Origin of the sequence: Mesorhizobium sp. ANAO-SY3R2 (assembly GCF_042466635.1) — a bacterium.
Taxonomy (GTDB): domain Bacteria; phylum Pseudomonadota; class Alphaproteobacteria; order Rhizobiales; family Rhizobiaceae; genus Aminobacter.
Genome location: NZ_CP159955.1, coordinates 1315763 through 1333723 on the forward strand (window position 1 = coordinate 1315763; position 17961 = coordinate 1333723).

The 17961-nt window shown below is 62.6% G+C and carries 16 protein-coding genes, 1 pseudogene and 1 riboswitch; of the genes and pseudogenes, 16 read left to right on the forward strand and 1 reads right to left on the reverse strand.

All coding sequences use genetic code 11. The annotated features are described in order from the left end of the window. Positions 1–33 precede the first annotated feature (33 nt). A riboswitch (cobalamin riboswitch) is annotated at positions 34–240 on the reverse strand. Further along, the gene (locus tag ABSY17_RS11105) at positions 236–1468 is read right to left on the reverse strand and encodes a winged helix-turn-helix domain-containing protein (RefSeq protein ID WP_378950235.1); all 1233 of its coding nucleotides are present in this window, start codon (positions 1466–1468) and stop codon (positions 236–238) included. (Overlaps the previous riboswitch by 5 nt.) A gap of 342 nt (positions 1469–1810) precedes the next feature. On the opposite strand from ABSY17_RS11105, the gene ABSY17_RS11110 reads away from it, so the two are divergent. From ABSY17_RS11110 to ABSY17_RS11185, 16 genes and pseudogenes are all read left to right on the forward strand, one after another. Then, positions 1811–2176: an NADH-quinone oxidoreductase subunit A gene (locus tag ABSY17_RS11110; protein ID WP_378950236.1), complete on the forward strand. Its 366-nt coding sequence runs from the start codon at positions 1811–1813 to the stop codon at positions 2174–2176. Beyond that, positions 2167–2748: a NuoB/complex I 20 kDa subunit family protein gene (locus ABSY17_RS11115; protein ID WP_378950238.1), complete on the forward strand. Its 582-nt coding sequence runs from the start codon at positions 2167–2169 to the stop codon at positions 2746–2748. Before ABSY17_RS11110 ends, ABSY17_RS11115 begins: the two co-directional genes overlap by 10 nt. Positions 2749–2754: 6 nt before the next feature. Next, complete coding sequence (locus ABSY17_RS11120; protein ID WP_378950240.1) at positions 2755–3360, forward strand: NADH-quinone oxidoreductase subunit C; 606 nt, start codon at positions 2755–2757, stop codon at positions 3358–3360. 9 nt (positions 3361–3369) lie between these two features. Further along, positions 3370–4560, forward strand: coding sequence for an NADH-quinone oxidoreductase subunit D (locus tag ABSY17_RS11125; protein WP_378950242.1), 1191 nt, complete (start codon positions 3370–3372; stop codon positions 4558–4560). Beyond that, a pseudogene (gene nuoE / locus ABSY17_RS11130) lies at positions 4561–5301 on the forward strand (NADH-quinone oxidoreductase subunit NuoE); the annotation flags it as partial. A gap of 29 nt (positions 5302–5330) precedes the next feature. Further along, positions 5331–6635: an NADH-quinone oxidoreductase subunit NuoF gene (gene nuoF / locus ABSY17_RS11135; RefSeq protein ID WP_378950244.1), complete on the forward strand. Its 1305-nt coding sequence runs from the start codon at positions 5331–5333 to the stop codon at positions 6633–6635. Positions 6636–6781: 146 nt separating this feature from the next. Beyond that, complete coding sequence (locus ABSY17_RS11140) at positions 6782–7399, forward strand: NADH-ubiquinone dehydrogenase (RefSeq protein ID WP_378950246.1); 618 nt, start codon at positions 6782–6784, stop codon at positions 7397–7399. Between the two features lie 78 nt (positions 7400–7477). Beyond that, on the forward strand, positions 7478–9559 hold the full coding sequence (gene nuoG, locus ABSY17_RS11145; RefSeq protein ID WP_378950248.1) for an NADH-quinone oxidoreductase subunit NuoG: 2082 nt from the start codon (positions 7478–7480) through the stop codon (positions 9557–9559). Between the two features lie 8 nt (positions 9560–9567). Then, a complete protein-coding gene (nuoH, locus tag ABSY17_RS11150; RefSeq protein ID WP_378950250.1) occupies positions 9568–10611 on the forward strand; it encodes an NADH-quinone oxidoreductase subunit NuoH in 1044 nt (347 codons plus the stop codon). Next, positions 10611–11102 (forward strand): NADH-quinone oxidoreductase subunit NuoI, encoded by a 492-nt coding sequence (gene nuoI / locus ABSY17_RS11155; protein ID WP_378950252.1) that lies wholly within the window; start codon positions 10611–10613, stop codon positions 11100–11102. Before nuoH ends, nuoI begins: the two co-directional genes overlap by 1 nt. Positions 11103–11230: 128 nt before the next feature. Beyond that, the gene (locus ABSY17_RS11160) at positions 11231–11851 is read left to right on the forward strand and encodes an NADH-quinone oxidoreductase subunit J (RefSeq protein WP_378950254.1); all 621 of its coding nucleotides are present in this window, start codon (positions 11231–11233) and stop codon (positions 11849–11851) included. A gap of 2 nt (positions 11852–11853) precedes the next feature. Next, entirely contained in the window at positions 11854–12162 is a 309-nt protein-coding gene (gene nuoK / locus ABSY17_RS11165; protein ID WP_378950255.1) for an NADH-quinone oxidoreductase subunit NuoK, read from the forward strand. A gap of 10 nt (positions 12163–12172) precedes the next feature. After that, positions 12173–14158: an NADH-quinone oxidoreductase subunit L gene (nuoL, locus tag ABSY17_RS11170; RefSeq protein ID WP_378950257.1), complete on the forward strand. Its 1986-nt coding sequence runs from the start codon at positions 12173–12175 to the stop codon at positions 14156–14158. Next, positions 14158–15663, forward strand: coding sequence for an NADH-quinone oxidoreductase subunit M (locus ABSY17_RS11175; protein ID WP_378950259.1), 1506 nt, complete (start codon positions 14158–14160; stop codon positions 15661–15663). Before nuoL ends, ABSY17_RS11175 begins: the two co-directional genes overlap by 1 nt. Positions 15664–15680: 17 nt before the next feature. Continuing rightward, positions 15681–17117, forward strand: coding sequence for an NADH-quinone oxidoreductase subunit NuoN (nuoN, locus tag ABSY17_RS11180; protein ID WP_378950261.1), 1437 nt, complete (start codon positions 15681–15683; stop codon positions 17115–17117). A gap of 4 nt (positions 17118–17121) precedes the next feature. After that, entirely contained in the window at positions 17122–17949 is an 828-nt protein-coding gene (locus ABSY17_RS11185; protein WP_378950263.1) for a biotin--[acetyl-CoA-carboxylase] ligase, read from the forward strand. The last annotated feature ends 12 nt before the right edge of the window (positions 17950–17961 follow it).

The window sequence follows — 17961 nt, forward strand, 5'->3', positions numbered from 1 at the left end:
CAGGCTCCTTGCCTGGGACACCCGCCAGGCGATCGGATCAATGTTGCAGACGGCAGGTCTCCTGGCTCGCGAGTCGTCGCCTTCGCACCGCCTTCCCGGGAGTACATCCCAGTGGTTACCGGCCTTGGCTCGTCGCTTACAGTTGCGGGGACAGCCGCGGATTTGACGCCAAAGCGCCGCACCGCATTCCCTCTTAGCCTCCGCCGTTGCGGGCGAAGGACCGTCTGATGGCGATTTAGGCTTTCGTGAGGGGAGGAGTCAACGCAAGCGAGCGACCCGCAATGTCGCGAAGCGCCGGCCCGAGGTCGCCGGCTGGCGTTACCTCAATGCGTTCGAGGCCGAGCCAGGCGCGCATCTGCTCCAGTTCTTCATGGAGTTCGGCAGCCGTTTCCGATGGGGCGCAGGGCTCTGAATAGGCGGCATGGACGCGCAGGACGCCTGCCGGCCGGTCGGCCTTGAGGTCGATACGGGCGACGATGCGCTCGCCGAGCAGGAACGGCAGCACATAATAGCCGTACTGGCGCTTTTCCGCCGGCGTGTAGATTTCGATGCGATAGCGGAAGCCGAACAGGCTTTCGGCGCGGGAACGTTCGAAGACCAGCGGATCGAATGGCGCGAGTAGCGCGCGTGCCTGCACCTTGCGCGGAATGCGCGCCTCGGCATGCAGATAGGCCTGCCTGTCCCAGCCCTCGACGCGCACGGGAATCAGTTCGCTCGAATCGACCAGTTCTTCGATGCGGCCTTTCATGTCGGCTGGGGACAGGCGGAAGTAATCGCGCAAACAGGCGGCGGTCGCCACGCCATGGGCGCGGGCGGAGATTCGCAGCAGTTCGCGCTGGGCATCGGCCGGGGCAGGAACGGGGCGATCATATATGGCCGCCGGCAGCACGCGCTCGGGCAGATCATAGAGCCGCTCGAAGCCGCGGCGCGAATGGGTGGTGATGCGGCCGGCCCAGAACAGCCATTCGAAGGCGTGTTTTTCGCGGCTCCAGCCCCACCAGCCGCCGGAGCCTTTCGCTCCTTCTATGTCGGACGCGGCGATCGGCCCGCGATCGACGACCTGGCGAAAAATCTCGTCGATATAGGTTTTGTTGTCGCGGCCGAATTTGGTCAGGCCGCCATACATGCCGTCGTGATTGGCGGCGCGTTCCATGCGCCAGCGCATCAGAGGCCAGGTGTCGAGCGGCAGCAGCGAGGCTTCATGCGCCCAGTATTCGAATGTCAGGCGCTTGCGCGACTGCATCGCCTCGTCGAGCAGCGCCATGGGGTAGGGCCCGAGGCGCGAATAAAGCGGCATGTAGTGTGCGCGGACCACGGCACTGACCGAGTCGATCTGGAACAGGCCGGTTCGGTCGAGCACGCGCTGCAGGTGCCGTCGGGTGATGGCACCCGAAGGGCGTGGGTCGGCAAAACCCTGGGCCGCCAAAGCAACGCGGCGGGCGGCGGAAAGCGAGAGTTTTTCCTTCATTGCGGCAAGCTATCGCAGTCTCAAGGTGGATGACGCAAGGGCAGTGGAATCAGTTCTTGCTGCAGATGCTAGCAGGACCGCGGTCCAGGACTTGTCAGGAGTGTAAAGTGGAGTAAAAATAGAAAGAAATAAAACGCGAGTCATCCACGCAGGATTTTGGTCCAGCGGTGCGCTTTGCCACCTTTCGGACAAGGTTGGGCTTGCTTCGCCCGACCGCCTGCGCTAACCGTCGCCGCGTTGCAGCACGACCGTTCGTCCGAGGCGACGATCTTGCGTCGCGCTTCCGGAAACGGACCCCGTGCTGTAATTCTGGGTGGATTGGCCACCAACGGAATTCGCAGCATGAACGCTCTCTTGAGTTCGTATCTGCCCATCGTGATTTTCATCGGTGTGGCGCTCGTGGTTGGCATAGCCCTTATCGTGGCGCCCTTCCTGGTTGCCTACCGCAGTCCGGATCCGGAAAAGCTGTCTGCCTACGAGTGCGGCTTCAACTCGTTCGACGATGCCCGCATGAAGTTCGACATCCGCTTCTACCTGGTGTCCATCCTGTTCATCATCTTCGACCTCGAAGTTGCCTTCCTGTTCCCGTGGGCTGTGTCCTTCGGCGAGATCGGCATGCTCGGCTTCTGGTCGATGATGGTCTTCCTGGCCGTGCTGACCATCGGCTTTATCTATGAGTGGAAAAAGGGAGCGCTGGAATGGGATTGAACGACGCCTCCGGCACCCTGATCGCACCGAAGCCGAAAGGCATCATCGATCCGAACACCGGCAAGCCCATCGGTTCTGACGACGCCTTCTTCGGCGAGATCAACAACGAGTTGGCCGACAAGGGCTTTCTCGTTACCTCGTCCGAGGCGCTCATCACCTGGGCCCGTACCGGTTCGCTGATGTACATGACCTTCGGTCTGGCTTGCTGCGCGGTCGAGATGATTCACTCGGCCATGCCGCGCTATGACAGCGAGCGGTTCGGCATCGCACCGCGCGCTTCACCGCGCCAGTCCGACATCATGATCGTTGCCGGCACCCTGACCAACAAGATGGCTCCCGCACTGCGCAAGGTCTACGACCAGATGCCGGAGCCTCGTTACGTCATCTCCATGGGCTCGTGCGCCAATGGCGGCGGCTACTATCACTATTCCTATTCCGTGGTGCGCGGCTGCGACCGGGTCGTGCCTGTCGACATCTATGTTCCCGGTTGCCCTCCCTCGGCTGAGGCGCTTCTCTACGGCATTCTCCTGCTGCAGAAAAAGATCCGCCGCACCGGCACCATCGAGCGGTGATCCCAGATGAGTGAAGCCCTGAACGACCTTGCCGCTTACATTGCGGAAAAGCTCGATGCCGACATCGAAGAAAGCGTCATCGTCTATGGCGAGTTGACGCTGACGGTGAAGGCTGCCGACATCGTCGATGTGCTGACTTTCCTGCGCGACGACGTGCAGTGCCAGTTCGTTTCCTTCATTGATGTGGCTGGTGTCGACTATCCGCAGCGCCGCAAGCGCTTCGATGTCGTCTATCATCTCTTGTCGCCGCGCCAGAACCTCCGCATTCGCATCAAGATCAGCACGGATGAAGACACTCCGGTGCCGTCGGTGACTTCGGTTTATCCGGGCGCCGACTGGTTCGAGCGCGAAGCCTATGACATGTACGGCATCCTGTTCTCCGGCCATCCGGACCTGCGTCGCCTGCTGACGGACTACGGCTTCGAAGGCCATCCGCTGCGCAAGGACTTCCCGCTCACCGGCTTCGTCGAGGTTCGCTACGACGACGAGCAGAAGCGCGTCGTCTACGAGCCGGTCGAGCTCAAGCAGGAATTCCGCAATTTCGACTTTTTGTCTCCCTGGGAAGGCACCGAATACGTGCTTCCGGGCGACGAAAAAGCCAAGACGAATTGAGGCGCCGAAATGGCTGAAACCTCCGTCCGCAATTTCAACATCAACTTCGGCCCGCAGCATCCGGCGGCGCACGGCGTGCTGCGCCTGGTGCTCGAGCTGGATGGCGAAGTCGTCGACCGCGTCGATCCGCATATCGGCCTGCTGCACCGCGGCACCGAAAAGCTGATGGAGGCCAAGACCTACCTGCAGGCCGTGCCCTATCTCGACCGTCTTGATTATTGCGCGCCGATGAACCAGGAGCATGCCTTTGCCCTTGGCGTCGAGCGTCTGCTTGGCGTCGAGGTGCCGAAGCGCGGCCAGATCATTCGCGTTCTCTACAGCGAAATCGGCCGCATCATGTCGCACATCCTCAACGTGACGACGCAGGCCATGGACGTCGGTGCTCTGACGCCGCCGCTCTGGGGCTTTGTCGAGCGCGAAAAACTGATGGTGTTCTACGAACGCGCCAGCGGCTCGCGCATGCATGCGGCCTATTTCCGCCCGGGCGGCGTGCATCAGGACCTGCCGCAGAAGCTGGTTGAGGACATCGGCAAGTGGGTCGATCCGTTCCTCAAGTCGGTCGATGATCTCGACGATCTCCTGACGCCGAACCGCATCTTCAAGCAGCGCAACGTCGACATCGGTGTGGTGTCGCTCGATGACGCCTGGGCCTGGGGCTTCTCGGGTGTGATGGTTCGCGGTTCGGGCGCTGCCTGGGACCTGCGCAAGAGCCAGCCCTACGAATGCTATTCGGAGATGGATTTCGACATTCCGATCGGCAAGAACGGCGACTGCTACGACCGCTATCTGATCCGTATGGAAGAGATGCGCCAGTCGGCAAAGATCATTCGCCAGTGCGTCGATCTTCTGCTCGGCAAGGAAAGCACCGGCCCCGTCTCCAACATGGACGGCAAGGTGGTTCCGCCGAAGCGCGCCGCGATGAAGCGTTCGATGGAATCCTTGATCCATCACTTCAAGCTCTACACCGAAGGCTATCGCGTTCCGGCCGGCGAGGTTTACGCAGCCGTAGAGGCGCCCAAGGGCGAATTCGGCGTCTATCTGGTTTCCGACGGCACCAACAAGCCGTACCGCTGCAAGCTGCGCGCACCGGGCTTCGCCCATCTCCAGGCGATGGATTTCCTGTGCCGCGGCCACATGCTGGCGGATATCTCGGCCGTTCTCGGCTCCCTCGATATCGTGTTTGGTGAGGTCGACCGCTAAATGTCAGTCCGCCGTCTCGCAGAAGCCAGCGTCCAGCCCGCCTCATTCGCCTTCAACAAGGCGTTCACGGCGCAGGCCAAGACCTGGATCAAGAAGTACCCCAAGGGCCGCGAACAGTCGGCGGTGATCCCGCTGCTGATGCTGGCGCAGGAACAGGAAGGCTGGGTCACCAGGGCGGCGATCGAGCACGTCGCCGACATGCTCGGCATGCCCTATATCCGCGCGCTGGAAGTGGCGACTTTCTACACCCAGTTCCAGCTACAGCCGGTCGGCACGCGCGCCCATGTGCAGGTCTGCGGCACCACGCCTTGCATGCTGCGCGGCTCGCAAGAGCTGATCGATGTATGCCGCTCCAAGATCCATCACGACCAGTTCCACACCAACGCGGCGGGCACGCTGTCGTGGGAAGAGGTCGAGTGCCAGGGCACCTGCGTGAATGCGCCGATGGTCATGATCTTCAAGGACACCTACGAGGACCTGACCCCCGAACGCCTGGCCGAGATCATTGACCTGTTCGAGGCGGGCAAGGGCGACCAGGTGAAGCCGGGTCCGCAGACCGGTCGCTTCTATTCCGCGCCGCTGACCGGGTTCACCTCGCTCGTGGACGAAAAGTCGGTCCTGAAGAGCACCCGTGACAAGGATGCCAAGGCCGCGTCGAAGGCTGCGAAGGCTGCCGCGACCGCTCCGGCTGCAACCGCGTCGCAGCTTGTTGATTCCGCGCCGGCAAAGGCCAAGGCCCCCGGCAAGAAGCCGGTCTGAGGAGCAAGAACATGCTTGAGGACAAGGACCGCATTTTCACCAACATCTACGGCCGCTTCGACAAGTCGCTGGCTGGGGCGATGTCGCGTGGCGCCTGGGATGGCACCGCCGGCATCATCGAAAAAGGCCGTGACTGGATCATCGACGAGATGAAGGCGTCGGGCCTGCGCGGCCGTGGTGGCGCCGGCTTCCCGACTGGTCTCAAGTGGTCGTTCATGCCCAAGACCAGCGACGGCCGGCCGTCCTATCTCGTCGTCAATGCCGACGAATCCGAGCCCGGCACCTGCAAGGACCGCGACATCCTGCGCAACGACCCGCACACGCTGGTCGAGGGCTGCCTGCTTGCCGGTTTCGCCATGGGCGCGGTTGCCGCCTACATCTATGTGCGTGGCGAGTTCATCCGCGAGCGCGAGGCGCTGCAGCGGGCCATCGACGAGGCCTATGACGCCAAGCTGATCGGCAAGAACAACAAGAACGGCTACGACTTCGAAATCTACGTCCATCACGGCGCCGGCGCCTATATCTGCGGCGAGGAAACCGCGCTGCTGGAAAGCCTCGAGGGCAAGAAGGGCCAGCCGCGCCTCAAGCCGCCATTCCCGGCGAACGTAGGCCTCTATGGCTGCCCGACGACGGTCAACAACGTCGAGTCGATTGCGGTCGCCCCAACCATCCTGCGTCGCGGTGCGGCCTGGTTCTCGTCCATCGGACGGCCGAACAATGTCGGCACTAAGCTGTTCATGCTGGTCGGCCATGTGAACACGCCCTGCACGGTCGAAGAGGCCATGGGCATCACCTTCCGCGAGTTGGTCGAAAAGCACGGCGGCGGCATCCGCGGTGGCTGGGACAACCTGCTTGCGGTCATCCCCGGCGGCGCGTCCTGCCCGGTCGTCAAGGCCGAGGACATTATCGACTGCCCGATGGATTTCGACGGCCTGCGCGAGCGCAAGTCGTCCTTCGGCACGGCAGCCGTGATCGTCATGGACAAGTCGACCGACATCGTGAAGGCGATCGCGCGTCTCAGCTACTTCTTCAAGCACGAGAGCTGCGGCCAGTGCACGCCGTGCCGTGAAGGCACCGGCTGGATGTGGCGGGTCATGGAGCGTCTGGTGCGCGGCGAAGCGCACAAGCGCGAGATCGACATGCTGCTCGACGTCACCAAGCAGGTGGAAGGCCACACGATCTGCGCTCTGGGTGACGCGGCCGCATGGCCGATCCAGGGCCTGATCCGCAACTTCCGCCCGGAAATCGAGCGGCGCATCGACGAGTTCTCGCGTAACGCGCATCGCGCCGAGCCGGTGCTTGTGGCGGCAGAGTAAACGGAAACAGAAAGTGCGGGCCTAAGGCCCGAGGCGAAACAGGAAACGACGAGGCAAAGGCGAACGGCGAAGGCGACAAGGGGCTACCGATGTCGACATTTTCCATTCCCGAAGTTGCAGTGTCTGAAATGGAACGTTTGGAGCAGATGAACAGGGACTTCGCGGCGATGCTGCCGAAGGAGCTTGCCGGAGCGGCAAATCTCCTGGCGCACCCTGCTGCCGGCGTCGCTGCCGCTTCTGCACTCGGCTTCGGCCTTGCCAGCCACGCCATGGGCGTGTGGATGGGGGCTGTCGCCGGCGTTTCCGGGACAGCGCAACGGATGCTCTCGCAGGACTTCGGCGATTTCGCCGGTGCTTTTGACGTGAAGCCGTTGGAGCGCTCGGCGTCGAAAAAGGCCGAGGTCACGGCAGCGTCGCTGATCGCCGAGGTCAAGACGCTGGCACGCAGGCTGGAGACGGCCGAGGCCAGGAAGAAGGCCGCCGTTGGTGCGGGAGCCAAGGGAGCAGCGGTGCTGCAGCCCGAGGATTTCAGGCAGCCGCCGGCGATTGCGAAGCCGGAAGCGCCTGACGATCTCAAGGCGATCGCCGGCATCGGGCCGAAGCTGGAGCAGGTGTTGAACGGGCAGGGCATCTGGACTTATGGCCAGATCGCGGCCTGGACGGATGAAGAGGTTGCCTGGGCGGACGACTATCTCGGCTTCAAGGGCCGGATCGGACGCGATGACTGGATAGGGCAGGCGGCCAAACTTGCCGCAGGCAAGTGAACTGAGGATTTGAGGGCGCAGCGCAAGCTGCGCTTTCTGCAGGACGGAATGCGGATCATCCGCGGGATTTGAGGCGCTATGGCAAAGCTTAAGGTCGACGGGAAAGAGATTTCGGTACCCGACCACTATACGCTGCTGCAGGCGGCAGAAGAGGCTGGCGCGGAAGTGCCGCGCTTCTGTTTCCACGAGCGGTTGTCGATTGCCGGCAACTGCCGCATGTGCCTTGTCGAGGTGAAGGGCGGACCGCCCAAGCCGGCGGCATCCTGCGCCATGGGCGTGCGCGACCTGCGTCCCGGCCCGAATGGCGAGGCGCCCGAGATCTTCACCAATACGCCGATGGTCAAGAAGGCCCGCGAAGGCGTGATGGAGTTCTTGCTCATCAACCATCCGCTCGACTGCCCGATCTGCGACCAGGGCGGCGAATGCGACCTGCAGGACCAGGCGATGGCCTTCGGCCTCGATGGTTCGCGCTACAATGAGAACAAGCGCGCGGTCGAGGACAAGTATATCGGTCCGCTGGTCAAGACGATCATGACGCGCTGCATCCACTGCACGCGCTGTGTCCGTTTCACCACCGAAGTCGCCGGCATTTCCGAGCTCGGCCTGATCGGCCGCGGCGAAGACGCCGAGATCACCACCTATCTCGAGCAGGCGATGACCTCCGAGCTGCAGGGCAACGTCATCGACCTGTGCCCGGTCGGCGCGTTGACCTCGAAGCCCTATGCCTTCCAGGCGCGTCCGTGGGAGCTGACCAAGACCGAATCCATCGACGTGATGGATGCCGTGGGTTCGGCCATCCGCGTCGACTCCAGAGGCCGCGAAGTGATGCGCATCATGCCGCGCATCAACGAGGCGGTGAACGAGGAGTGGATCTCCGACAAGACCCGTTTCATCTGGGACGGCCTGCGCACGCAGCGCCTCGACCGCCCCTATGTGCGCCACAATGGCCGCCTTGCACCCGCGACCTGGGCTGAAGCCTTCGCGGCGATCAAGGGCGCTGTTGCCAAGACCTCGGCCGACCGTATCGGCGCGATTGCCGGCGATCTGGCCACCGTCGAGGAGATGTATGCGCTCAAGGGCCTGATCACCTCGCTCGGCTCGAACAACGTCGACTGCCGCCAGGATGGTGCCGCGCTCGACCCGTCGCTCGGCCGTGCCAGCTACATCTTCAACCCGACCATCGAGGGCATCGAGAAAGCCGACGCCATCCTCATCATCGGCGCCAATCCGCGCTTCGAGGCTTCAGTGCTCAACGCCCGCATCCGCAAGCACTGGCGCGCAGCGAATGTACCGGTCGCCGTCATCGGCGAGATCGGCGACACGCGCTACGACTACGAGCAGTTGGGCTCGGGCCCGGAAACGCTGAAGGATCTCGTCGAAGGCAACGGCAAGTTCTTCTCGGTTCTCAAGAAGGCTTCCCATCCGCTGATCATCGTCGGCCAGGGCGCGATCGCGCGTTCGGACGGTGCTGCCGTGCTCGGCCAGGCGGCCAAGCTCGCCGACGCCGTCAAGGCGAGCCGGCCGGACTGGAACGGCTTTGCCGTGCTGCACACCGCGGCAGCCCGCGTCGGCGGCCTCGACATCGGCTTTGTGCCGGGCGAGGGGGGCATGGACGTGGCTGCGATGCTCGGCGACACCGACGTGCTGTTCCTGCTCGGCGCCGACGAACTCGACATGGCCAAGACCGGCAATGCCTTCGTGGTCTATGTCGGCACGCATGGCGACGCAGGCGCCCACCGCGCTGACGTCATCCTGCCGGCGGCTGCCTACACCGAGAAGTCGGGCACCTATGTCAACACCGAGGGCAGGGTGCAGCAGACGAACCGCGCCGGCTTCGCGCCGGGCGAGGCCAAGGAAGACTGGGCGATCCTGAGGGCTCTGTCCGACGTGCTCGGCCACAAGCTGCCCTTCGATTCGCTGCAGCAGCTGCGCGCCAAGCTCTATGCGGAGTTCCCGCATCTTGCCCGCATCGACCACATCGATGCCGGCGACAATGATGACATCGCAAAGGTCGCCAAGCTCGGCGGCCGGCTGAACAAGGGCGCCTTCACCTCCGTGGTGAAGGATTTCTACCTCACCAACCCGATCGCCCGGGCGTCGGCGGTGATGGCCGAATGTTCGGCACTGGCCAAGAACGGCTTCAAGCAGGCGGCGGAGTAAGGGCTGTCATGGATACCTTTTTCTCCTTCTACGTCCTGCCGGCGCTGATCATCCTGCTGAAGTCGGTCGTCCTGATCGTCGTCCTGCTGATCTTCGTCGCCTATATCCTCTATGCCGACCGCAAGATCTGGGCGGCCGTGCAGCTGCGCCGCGGCCCGAACGTCGTCGGCCCGTGGGGCCTGCTGCAGGCCTTCGCCGATCTTTTGAAGTTCGTCTTCAAGGAGCCGGTGATCCCCTCAGGCGCCAACAAGGGCGTGTTCCTGCTTGCCCCGGTCGTCTCGGCGGTGCTGGCAATCGCGGCCTGGGCGGTGATCCCGGTCAGCGAAGGCTGGGCCATTGCCAACATCAATGTCGGCATCCTCTATGTCTTCGCCATTTCCTCGCTCGAGGTCTATGGCGTGATCATGGGCGGCTGGGCATCGAATTCGAAATACCCGTTCCTCGGCGCGCTGCGTTCGGCCGCACAGATGGTGTCCTATGAAGTGTCGATCGGCTTCGTTATCGTCACCGTGTTGCTGACTGCCGGTTCGCTCAACCTGACCGACATCGTCATGTCGCAGCAGGGCGGCATCGGCACGCATGTTGGCCTGCCCAACTCGTTCCTCGACTGGAACTGGCTCGTCCTGTTCCCGATGTTCGTGATCTTCTTCATCTCGGCGCTCGCCGAGACGAACCGCCCGCCCTTCGACCTGGTGGAAGCCGAGTCGGAACTCGTCGCCGGTCACATGATCGAATATTCGTCGACGCCATTCCTGCTGTTCTTCCTCGGTGAGTACGTGGCGATCGTGCTGATGTGCGCGCTGACGACGATCCTGTTCCTCGGCGGGTGGCTGCCGCCCTTCGACTTCGCGCCCTTCACCTGGGTGCCGGGCGTGATCTGGTTCGTGCTCAAGGTCTGCATGGTGTTCTTCATGTTCGCCATGGTGAAGTCCTTCGTGCCGCGCTACCGCTACGATCAGCTGATGCGCCTGGGCTGGAAAGTGTTCCTGCCGATCTCGCTGTTCATGGTCGTGGCCACCGCTGCCGTACTCAAGCTTACCGGAGCCGCCTGATGTCCGCTCTCGCTCAAGCCGCCAAGTCGCTGCTGCTGAAGGACTTCGTCGGCGCCTTCTTCCTGTCGATGCGCCAGTTCTTCGCGCCCAAGGAGACGCTGAACTACCCGAATGAAAAGGGTCCGGTCAGCCCGCGCTTCCGTGGCGAGCATGCGCTGCGCCGTTATCCCAACGGCGAAGAGCGCTGCATCGCCTGCAAGTTGTGCGAGGCGATCTGCCCCGCGCAGGCCATCACCATCGAGGCCGGCCCGCGCCGCAACGACGGCACCCGCCGCACGGTGCGCTACGACATCGACATGGTGAAGTGCATCTATTGCGGCTTCTGCCAGGAAGCTTGCCCGGTCGACGCCATCGTCGAAGGGCCGAACTTCGAATTCGCGACGGAAACGCGCGAGGAGCTTTACTACGACAAGGAAAAGCTCCTGGCGAATGGCGACCGTTGGGAACGCGAGATCGCGCGCAACATCGCTATGGATGCGCCGTATCGCTGACGCTTGAACAATGGACGGGCCAAGTCGGCTCGTCTAAGGAACGCGCGGCCGGCTTCGAAGGCGGAGCAAGGACGTGAACAGGGCAGGGCGCAAAGGCGTACTGCCCGAAAGGAAACCCGGGGGAACCCATGCTCAACGGACTTGAAGCGGTATTTTTCTACCTCTTCGCCTTCATCGCGGTGGCGTCGGCCTTCATGGTCATTTCGGCGCGCAACCCGGTTCACTCGGTGCTCTACCTGATCCTGACGTTCTTCAACGCCGCGGGCCTGTTCCTGTTGACGGGTGCCGAGTTCCTGGCGCTGATCCTGCTCGTCGTCTACGTCGGCGCAGTCATGGTGCTGTTCCTGTTCGTCGTCATGATGCTCGACGTCGACTTCGCAGAACTCAAGTCGGGCGCGCTGCAATACGCTCCGATCGGCGCGCTGATCGGCCTGATCCTGGCGGCTGAACTGATCGTGGTGGCAGGCGGTTATGCATTCGCACCGAAGCTCGCAACGGCGGTCGCGCAGCCGACACCTGATATCGCTACGCGCCACAATACTGCTGCGCTCGGCGACATCCTTTACACAGATTACATCTACTTCTTCCAGATCGCCGGCCTTGTCCTGCTGGTCGCCATGATCGGCGCCATCGTGCTGACGTTGCGCCACAAGCCGAATGTCAAGCGCCAGAGCATTCCCGCTCAGGTCGCTCGCACACCGGCTACCGCGATCGAGGTCAAGAAGGTCGAGACGGGCAAGGGAATCTGACCATGGTTGTCGGTATTGCGCATTATCTCACGCTTTCGGCGATCCTGTTCACGCTCGGCGTGTTCGGTATCTTCCTGAACCGCAAGAACGTCATCGTCATCCTCATGTCGATCGAGTTGATCCTGCTCTCGGTCAACCTCAATTTCGTGGCGTTCTCGGCCCAGCTCGGCGACCTGGTCGGGCAGGTGTTTGCGCTGTTCGTGCTTACGGTGGCCGCTGCCGAGGCGGCGATCGGTCTTGCCATTCTGGTCGTATTCTTCCGCAACCGCGGCTCCATCGCGGTCGAAGACGTGAACATGATGAAGGGCTGACGGGACAAAAATGTATCAGGCTATCGTCTTCCTTCCGCTTCTCGGCTTCCTGATCGCCGGCTTGTTCGGCCGTTCGATCGGGGCGAAAGCATCCGAATATGTCACCTCCGGCCTGCTGGTGGTGTCCGCCGTTCTGTCGTGGGTGGCCTTCATCACGGTCGGCCTCGGCAGCGTCGAGGCGTTCACCGTGCCGGTGCTGCGCTTCCTGGACGTTGCCGGCCTGCAGGCCGACTGGGCCCTGCGCATCGACACGCTGACGGTGGTCATGCTGGTCGTGGTCAACACGGTGTCGGCGCTGGTTCACATCTACTCGATCGGCTACATGCATCACGATCCGCACCGGCCGCGCTTCTTTGCCTACCTGTCGCTGTTCACCTTCGCGATGCTGATGCTGGTAACGTCGGACAACCTTGTCCAGATGTTCTTCGGTTGGGAAGGCGTGGGCCTCGCGTCCTATCTGCTGATCGGTTTCTGGTACAAGAAGCCTTCGGCCAATGCCGCCGCCATCAAGGCCTTCGTCGTCAACCGCGTCGGCGACTTCGGCTTCCTTCTCGGTATTTTCGGCATCTTCGTGCTGTTCGGCTCGGTCAATCTGGGCACGATTTTCGCCAATGCCGCAGGATATCTGCCGGCTGAGGGCGCAGAGCACGGCGACACCGTCCTGACCTTCCTCGGTTACGCACTCGACAAGCATGTCGCGGTCACAGTTGTTTGCCTGCTGCTGTTCATGGGTGCCATGGGCAAGTCGGCGCAGGTGCCGCTGCACACCTGGCTGCCGGACGCCATGGAAGGCCCGACGCCTGTGTCGGCGCTGATCCACGCGGCCACCATGGTCACCGCCGGCGTGTTCATGCTGGCGCGCCTGTCGCCGGTCTTCGAGCTGTCGCACTCGGCGCTGACCGTCGTGACCTTCATCGGTGCCTTCACCGCATTTTTCGCGGCGACGGTCGGCCTGGTCCAGAACGACATCAAGCGCGTCATCGCTTATTCGACCTGCTCGCAGCTTGGCTACATGTTCGTCGCGCTCGGCATGGGCTTCTACTCGGCGGCGATCTTCCACCTGTTCACGCACGCCTTCTTCAAGGCGCTGCTGTTCTTGGGATCCGGCTCGGTGATCCATGCCGTTTCCGACGAGCAGGACATGCGCAAGATGGGTGGCCTCAGGACCCTGATCCCGACCACCTACTGGATGATGGTCATCGGTACGCTGGCGCTGACCGGCGTCGGTATCCCCGCGACGATCATCGGCACGGCCGGTTTCTTCTCCAAGGATGCGATCATCGAAGGCGCGTTCGTTGGCCACAATGCGGTCGCGACTTTCGCCTTCATCGCCCTGGTCATCTCCGCCTGCTTCACCAGCTTCTATTCCTGGCGCCTGATATTCATGACCTTCCACGGCAGGCCTCGCGCCACCGCTGACGTCATGCATCACGTGCATGAATCGCCGCCGGTGATGCTGGTGCCGCTGTTCATCCTTGCGGTTGGTGCGCTGTTTGCTGGCGTCATGTTCCACGACCAGTTCATCGGCGAGGGCTATGCCGAGTTCTGGAAGGGCGCGCTGTTCACGCTCGACACCAACCATATCCTGCACGACTTCCACAACGTGCCGATGTGGGTGAAGCTCGCGCCGTTCGCCGCCATGATCATCGGCTTCGGCATGGCCTACCTGTTCTACATCCGCTCGCCGGAGATGCCGAGGAACCTGGCTCAGCGCCACCGCGGGCTCTACGCCTTCCTGCTCAACAAGTGGTATTTCGACGAGCTGTACGACTTCCTCTTCGTGCGCCCGGCCAAGTGGCTCGGCCGCTTCCTGTGGAAGAAGGGTGACGGCTGGTTGATCGACGGCTTCGGTGCCGACGGGATTTCCGCGCGCGTCGTCGACGTGACCAACCGGGTCGTCAAGCTGCAGACCGGTTACCTCTATCACTATGCCTTCGCCATGCTGATTGGCGTGGCTGCCCTCGTTACCTGGATGATGCTCGGGAGCACCTTCTGATGTCTGGCGTTCCCATTCTTTCGCTCATCACCTTCCTGCCTCTGGTCGGCGCGTTCCTGATCCTGCTGATCAGGGACGATGGTGACGCTGCGCGCCGCAACATCCGCAATGTTGCGCTTCTGACCACCGTGTTCACCTTCGCGGTGTCGCTGCTGATCTGGATCTATTTCGACAAGACGGAAGTCGGCTTCCAGTTCGTGGAAAAGGCCGCTTGGCTCGACTCCGGCATCTCCTACCACATGGGCGTCGACGGCATTTCCATGCTGTTCGTCATCCTGACGACCTTCCTGATGCCGCTTTGCATCCTCGCAAGCTGGGAGTCGGTGGAGAAGCGCGTCAAGGAATACATGATCGCGTTCCTGATCCTGGAAACGCTGATGATCGGCGTATTCTGCGCGCTCGACATCGTGCTGTTCTATGTGTTCTTCGAAGCCGGCCTGATCCCGATGTTCATTATCATCGGCGTCTGGGGTGGCAAGCGTCGCGTCTATGCCAGCTTCAAGTTCTTCCTCTACACGCTGCTCGGTTCGGTGCTGATGCTGCTCGCCATCATGGCGATGTTCTGGCAGGCCGGCACGACCGACATCCCGACGCTGCTGGCGCATGACTTCCCGGCCAACATGCAGACATGGCTATGGCTCGCCTTCTTCGCTTCGTTTGCGGTGAAGATGCCGATGTGGCCTGTTCATACCTGGTTGCCGGATGCACACGTCGAGGCGCCGACAGCGGGTTCGGTCATCCTTGCGGGCATCCTGCTGAAGATGGGCGGTTACGGCTTCCTGCGCTTCTCGCTGCCGATGTTCCCGCTGGCCTCGGATTTCTTCGCGCCGTTCGTGTTCACGCTCTCGGTCATCGCCATCATCTACACCTCGCTGGTGGCGCTGATGCAGGAGGACATGAAGAAGCTGATCGCCTATTCCTCGGTTGCCCACATGGGCTACGTCACCATGGGCATCTTTGCGATGAACGAGGCGGGCGTGCAGGGCGCGATCTTCCAGATGCTGAGCCACGGCCTCGTCTCCGGCGCGCTGTTCCTCTGCGTCGGCGTGGTCTACGACCGCATGCACACTCGCGAGATCGCGGCCTATGGCGGTCTGGTCAACAACATGCCGAAATATGCCGTCGTCTTCCTGATCTTCACCATGGCCAATGTCGGTCTGCCCGGCACTTCCGGCTTCATCGGTGAGTTCCTGACGCTGTTCGGCATCTTCCAGGTCAACACCTGGGTGGCGTTCTTCGCCGCCACCGGCGTGATCCTGTCGGCTGGCTATGCGCTCTGGCTCTATCGCCGCGTGGTCTTCGGCGCGCTGACCAAGGAAAGCCTCAAGGGTCTGTTCGACCTGTCGGGCCGCGAGAAGGTCGTGCTTTATCCGCTGATCATCCTGGTCATCTTCTATGGCGTCTACCCGTCGCCGATCTTCGACGTCACGTCGACGTCGGTGCAGGCGCTGATCAACAACCTAACCGTATCGATCGACGCCGCGCAGACCGCGGCGGCGAACTGACAGGGGTTTTGCGAACCATGACGCCCGAACTCCTTTCGAGCCTCTCGCTCTCCACTCCGGAGCTGATCATTGCCGTCGGTGCTCTTGCGCTGCTGATGGTTGGCGTTTTCTCTGGGGAGCGGGCCAATACGACCGTGACCGGCCTGGCGGTTGCGCTGCTTATCGCAGCCGGCGGCTGGATGCTGGTGTTCGGCCATGACGGTCAGGCCTACGGCTCGGCCTTCGTCTCCGATCCCTTCGCCCGCGCCATGAAGCTTTTGACGCTGCTCGGCTCGGTGGTCACGCTGATCATGTCGGTCGGCTTCGCCAAGGCCGAGAAATTCGACAAGTTCGAATTCCCGGTGCTGGTCATGCTGGCGACGCTTGGCATGCTGCTGATGATCTCGGCCAACGACATGCTTGCGCTCTATCTCGGGCTCGAACTGCAGTCGCTAGCGCTGTACGTCATTGCGGCGATCAACCGCGAGAACGTGCGTTCGACCGAAGCGGGCCTCAAGTATTTCGTCCTTGGTTCGCTGTCTTCGGGCATGCTGCTCTACGGCATCACCCTGGTTTACGGCTACACCGGCCACACCTCGTTCGAGGCGATCGCAGCAGCCCTTTCCGGCGGCGAGCGGCAGCTTGGGCTGGTGTTTGGTCTGGTCTTCGTGCTTGCCGGCCTGTGCTTCAAGATTTCGGCCGTGCCGTTCCACATGTGGACGCCCGACGTCTATGAAGGCGCACCGACGCCGGTGACGGCGTTCTTTGCCGCTGCCCCCAAGATGGCGGCGATGGCGCTGATTGTGCGTGTCACCATGGGCGCGTTCGAGCCGATAGGCCTGGACTGGCAGCAGATTATCGTCTTCATCTCCATCGCTTCGATGGTGCTCGGTTCGTTCGCCGCGATCGGACAGCGCAACATCAAGCGCCTGATGGCCTATTCGTCGATCGGTCACATGGGCTATGCGCTGGTCGGCCTTGCCGCCAACAGCGAAGCCGGCGTGCGCGGCGTGGTCATCTACATGCTGATCTATCTGGTGATGACGTTAGGCACCTTTGCCTTCATCCTGGCCATGCGCCGCAAGGACGGCAATGTCGAGCAGATCAGCGATCTGGCTGGCCTGTCGAGCACCAATCCGATGATGGCGACCATCCTCACCATCCTGATGTTCTCGCTGGCAGGCATCCCGCCGCTCGCCGGCTTCTGGGGAAAGTGGTACGTCTTCCTCGCAGCCATCAACGCCAATCTCTATGCACTCGCGGTGATCGGTGTCCTGTCGTCGGTGGTGGGCGCCTACTACTACCTGCGCGTCATCAAGATCATGTGGTTTGACGAGCCGGTCGGCGGCTTCCAGCCGATGGCGGGCGAGTTGCGCCTGGTGCTTGGCCTGTCCGGCGCGTTCGTGCTGTTCTACGTCCTGATTGGCGGCCCGATCGGGCAGATGGCGGAAGCTGCTGCCAAGACCTTCTTCTGACGGTATGGGATTCCAACTCGCACCGACTGCCAACGCTCACGGCTTCCGCCTGGAAGCCCATGATACGGTAGGATCGACCAATGCGCTGGCGCTGGAACGCGCCGTCGCCGGCGACCCCGGCAGGCTCTGGGTGGTCGCGAAGAAGCAGGAGAGCGGTCGCGGCCGACGCGGCCGCGTCTGGGCGACGCCCGAGGGCAATCTGGCCGCAACCCTGCTGATGGTGCTCGAGCGCGATCTGCAGCGTGCGGCGACGCTCGGTTTTGTCGCCGGGCTCGCCCTGGCCGATGCGCTCGATGCGGTCGCCCCCAACGCGCGTTTTTCTGTGGGTGTCGACGGCGGCAGCGGACAGGGCGTCAAGCGCTTCGAACTGAAGTGGCCGAACGACGTCCTGGCGTCCGGTGCAAAGCTTGCCGGCATCCTGCTCGAATCGACGCTGCTGTCGCAGGAGCGGCTGGCGATTTCCATCGGGATCGGCGTCAATGTCGTCGCCCATCCTGATGATCTGCCTTATCCGGCAACCTCGCTTGCCAGCCTCGGCGCTGGCGTCGACGCCGAGACGCTGTTTCTCGCGTTGTCAGATGCCTGGAGCGAGAATGAGCGCTTGTGGGCGGGGGGACGAGGCCTGGGGGACATCCGCAAGAAGTGGTTGACGCGTGCTGCGGGCCTGGGCAGCGAAGTGGCTGTGCGGGTGGAAGGTAATGTCGTGCGCGGTGTCTTCGAGACCATCGACGAGGATTGCCGTTTCGTAATCCGTGACGCCAATGGTGAAACGGTTAAGATCGCCGCTGGCGATGTGCATTTCGGCGCGGTCGCTTCGGCCGGCGCGGCCTGAGTGGCCTGAAAG

What these genes read in the sequence shown, in the direction of transcription:
- ABSY17_RS11105 (WP_378950235.1), bottom strand. Translation starts at nt 1,468, where the DNA reads ATGAAGGAAAAACTCTCGCTTTCCGCCGCCCGCCGCGTTGCTTTGGCG.
- ABSY17_RS11110 (WP_378950236.1), top strand. Translation starts at nt 1,811, where the DNA reads ATGAACGCTCTCTTGAGTTCGTATCTGCCCATCGTGATTTTCATCGGT.
- ABSY17_RS11115 (WP_378950238.1), top strand. Translation starts at nt 2,167, where the DNA reads ATGGGATTGAACGACGCCTCCGGCACCCTGATCGCACCGAAGCCGAAA.
- ABSY17_RS11120 (WP_378950240.1), top strand. Translation starts at nt 2,755, where the DNA reads ATGAGTGAAGCCCTGAACGACCTTGCCGCTTACATTGCGGAAAAGCTC.
- ABSY17_RS11125 (WP_378950242.1), top strand. Translation starts at nt 3,370, where the DNA reads ATGGCTGAAACCTCCGTCCGCAATTTCAACATCAACTTCGGCCCGCAG.
- nuoF (WP_378950244.1), top strand. Translation starts at nt 5,331, where the DNA reads ATGCTTGAGGACAAGGACCGCATTTTCACCAACATCTACGGCCGCTTC.
- ABSY17_RS11140 (WP_378950246.1), top strand. Translation starts at nt 6,782, where the DNA reads ATGAACAGGGACTTCGCGGCGATGCTGCCGAAGGAGCTTGCCGGAGCG.
- nuoG (WP_378950248.1), top strand. Translation starts at nt 7,478, where the DNA reads ATGGCAAAGCTTAAGGTCGACGGGAAAGAGATTTCGGTACCCGACCAC.
- nuoH (WP_378950250.1), top strand. Translation starts at nt 9,568, where the DNA reads ATGGATACCTTTTTCTCCTTCTACGTCCTGCCGGCGCTGATCATCCTG.
- nuoI (WP_378950252.1), top strand. Translation starts at nt 10,611, where the DNA reads ATGTCCGCTCTCGCTCAAGCCGCCAAGTCGCTGCTGCTGAAGGACTTC.
- ABSY17_RS11160 (WP_378950254.1), top strand. Translation starts at nt 11,231, where the DNA reads ATGCTCAACGGACTTGAAGCGGTATTTTTCTACCTCTTCGCCTTCATC.
- nuoK (WP_378950255.1), top strand. Translation starts at nt 11,854, where the DNA reads ATGGTTGTCGGTATTGCGCATTATCTCACGCTTTCGGCGATCCTGTTC.
- nuoL (WP_378950257.1), top strand. Translation starts at nt 12,173, where the DNA reads ATGTATCAGGCTATCGTCTTCCTTCCGCTTCTCGGCTTCCTGATCGCC.
- ABSY17_RS11175 (WP_378950259.1), top strand. Translation starts at nt 14,158, where the DNA reads ATGTCTGGCGTTCCCATTCTTTCGCTCATCACCTTCCTGCCTCTGGTC.
- nuoN (WP_378950261.1), top strand. Translation starts at nt 15,681, where the DNA reads ATGACGCCCGAACTCCTTTCGAGCCTCTCGCTCTCCACTCCGGAGCTG.
- ABSY17_RS11185 (WP_378950263.1), top strand. Translation starts at nt 17,122, where the DNA reads ATGGGATTCCAACTCGCACCGACTGCCAACGCTCACGGCTTCCGCCTG.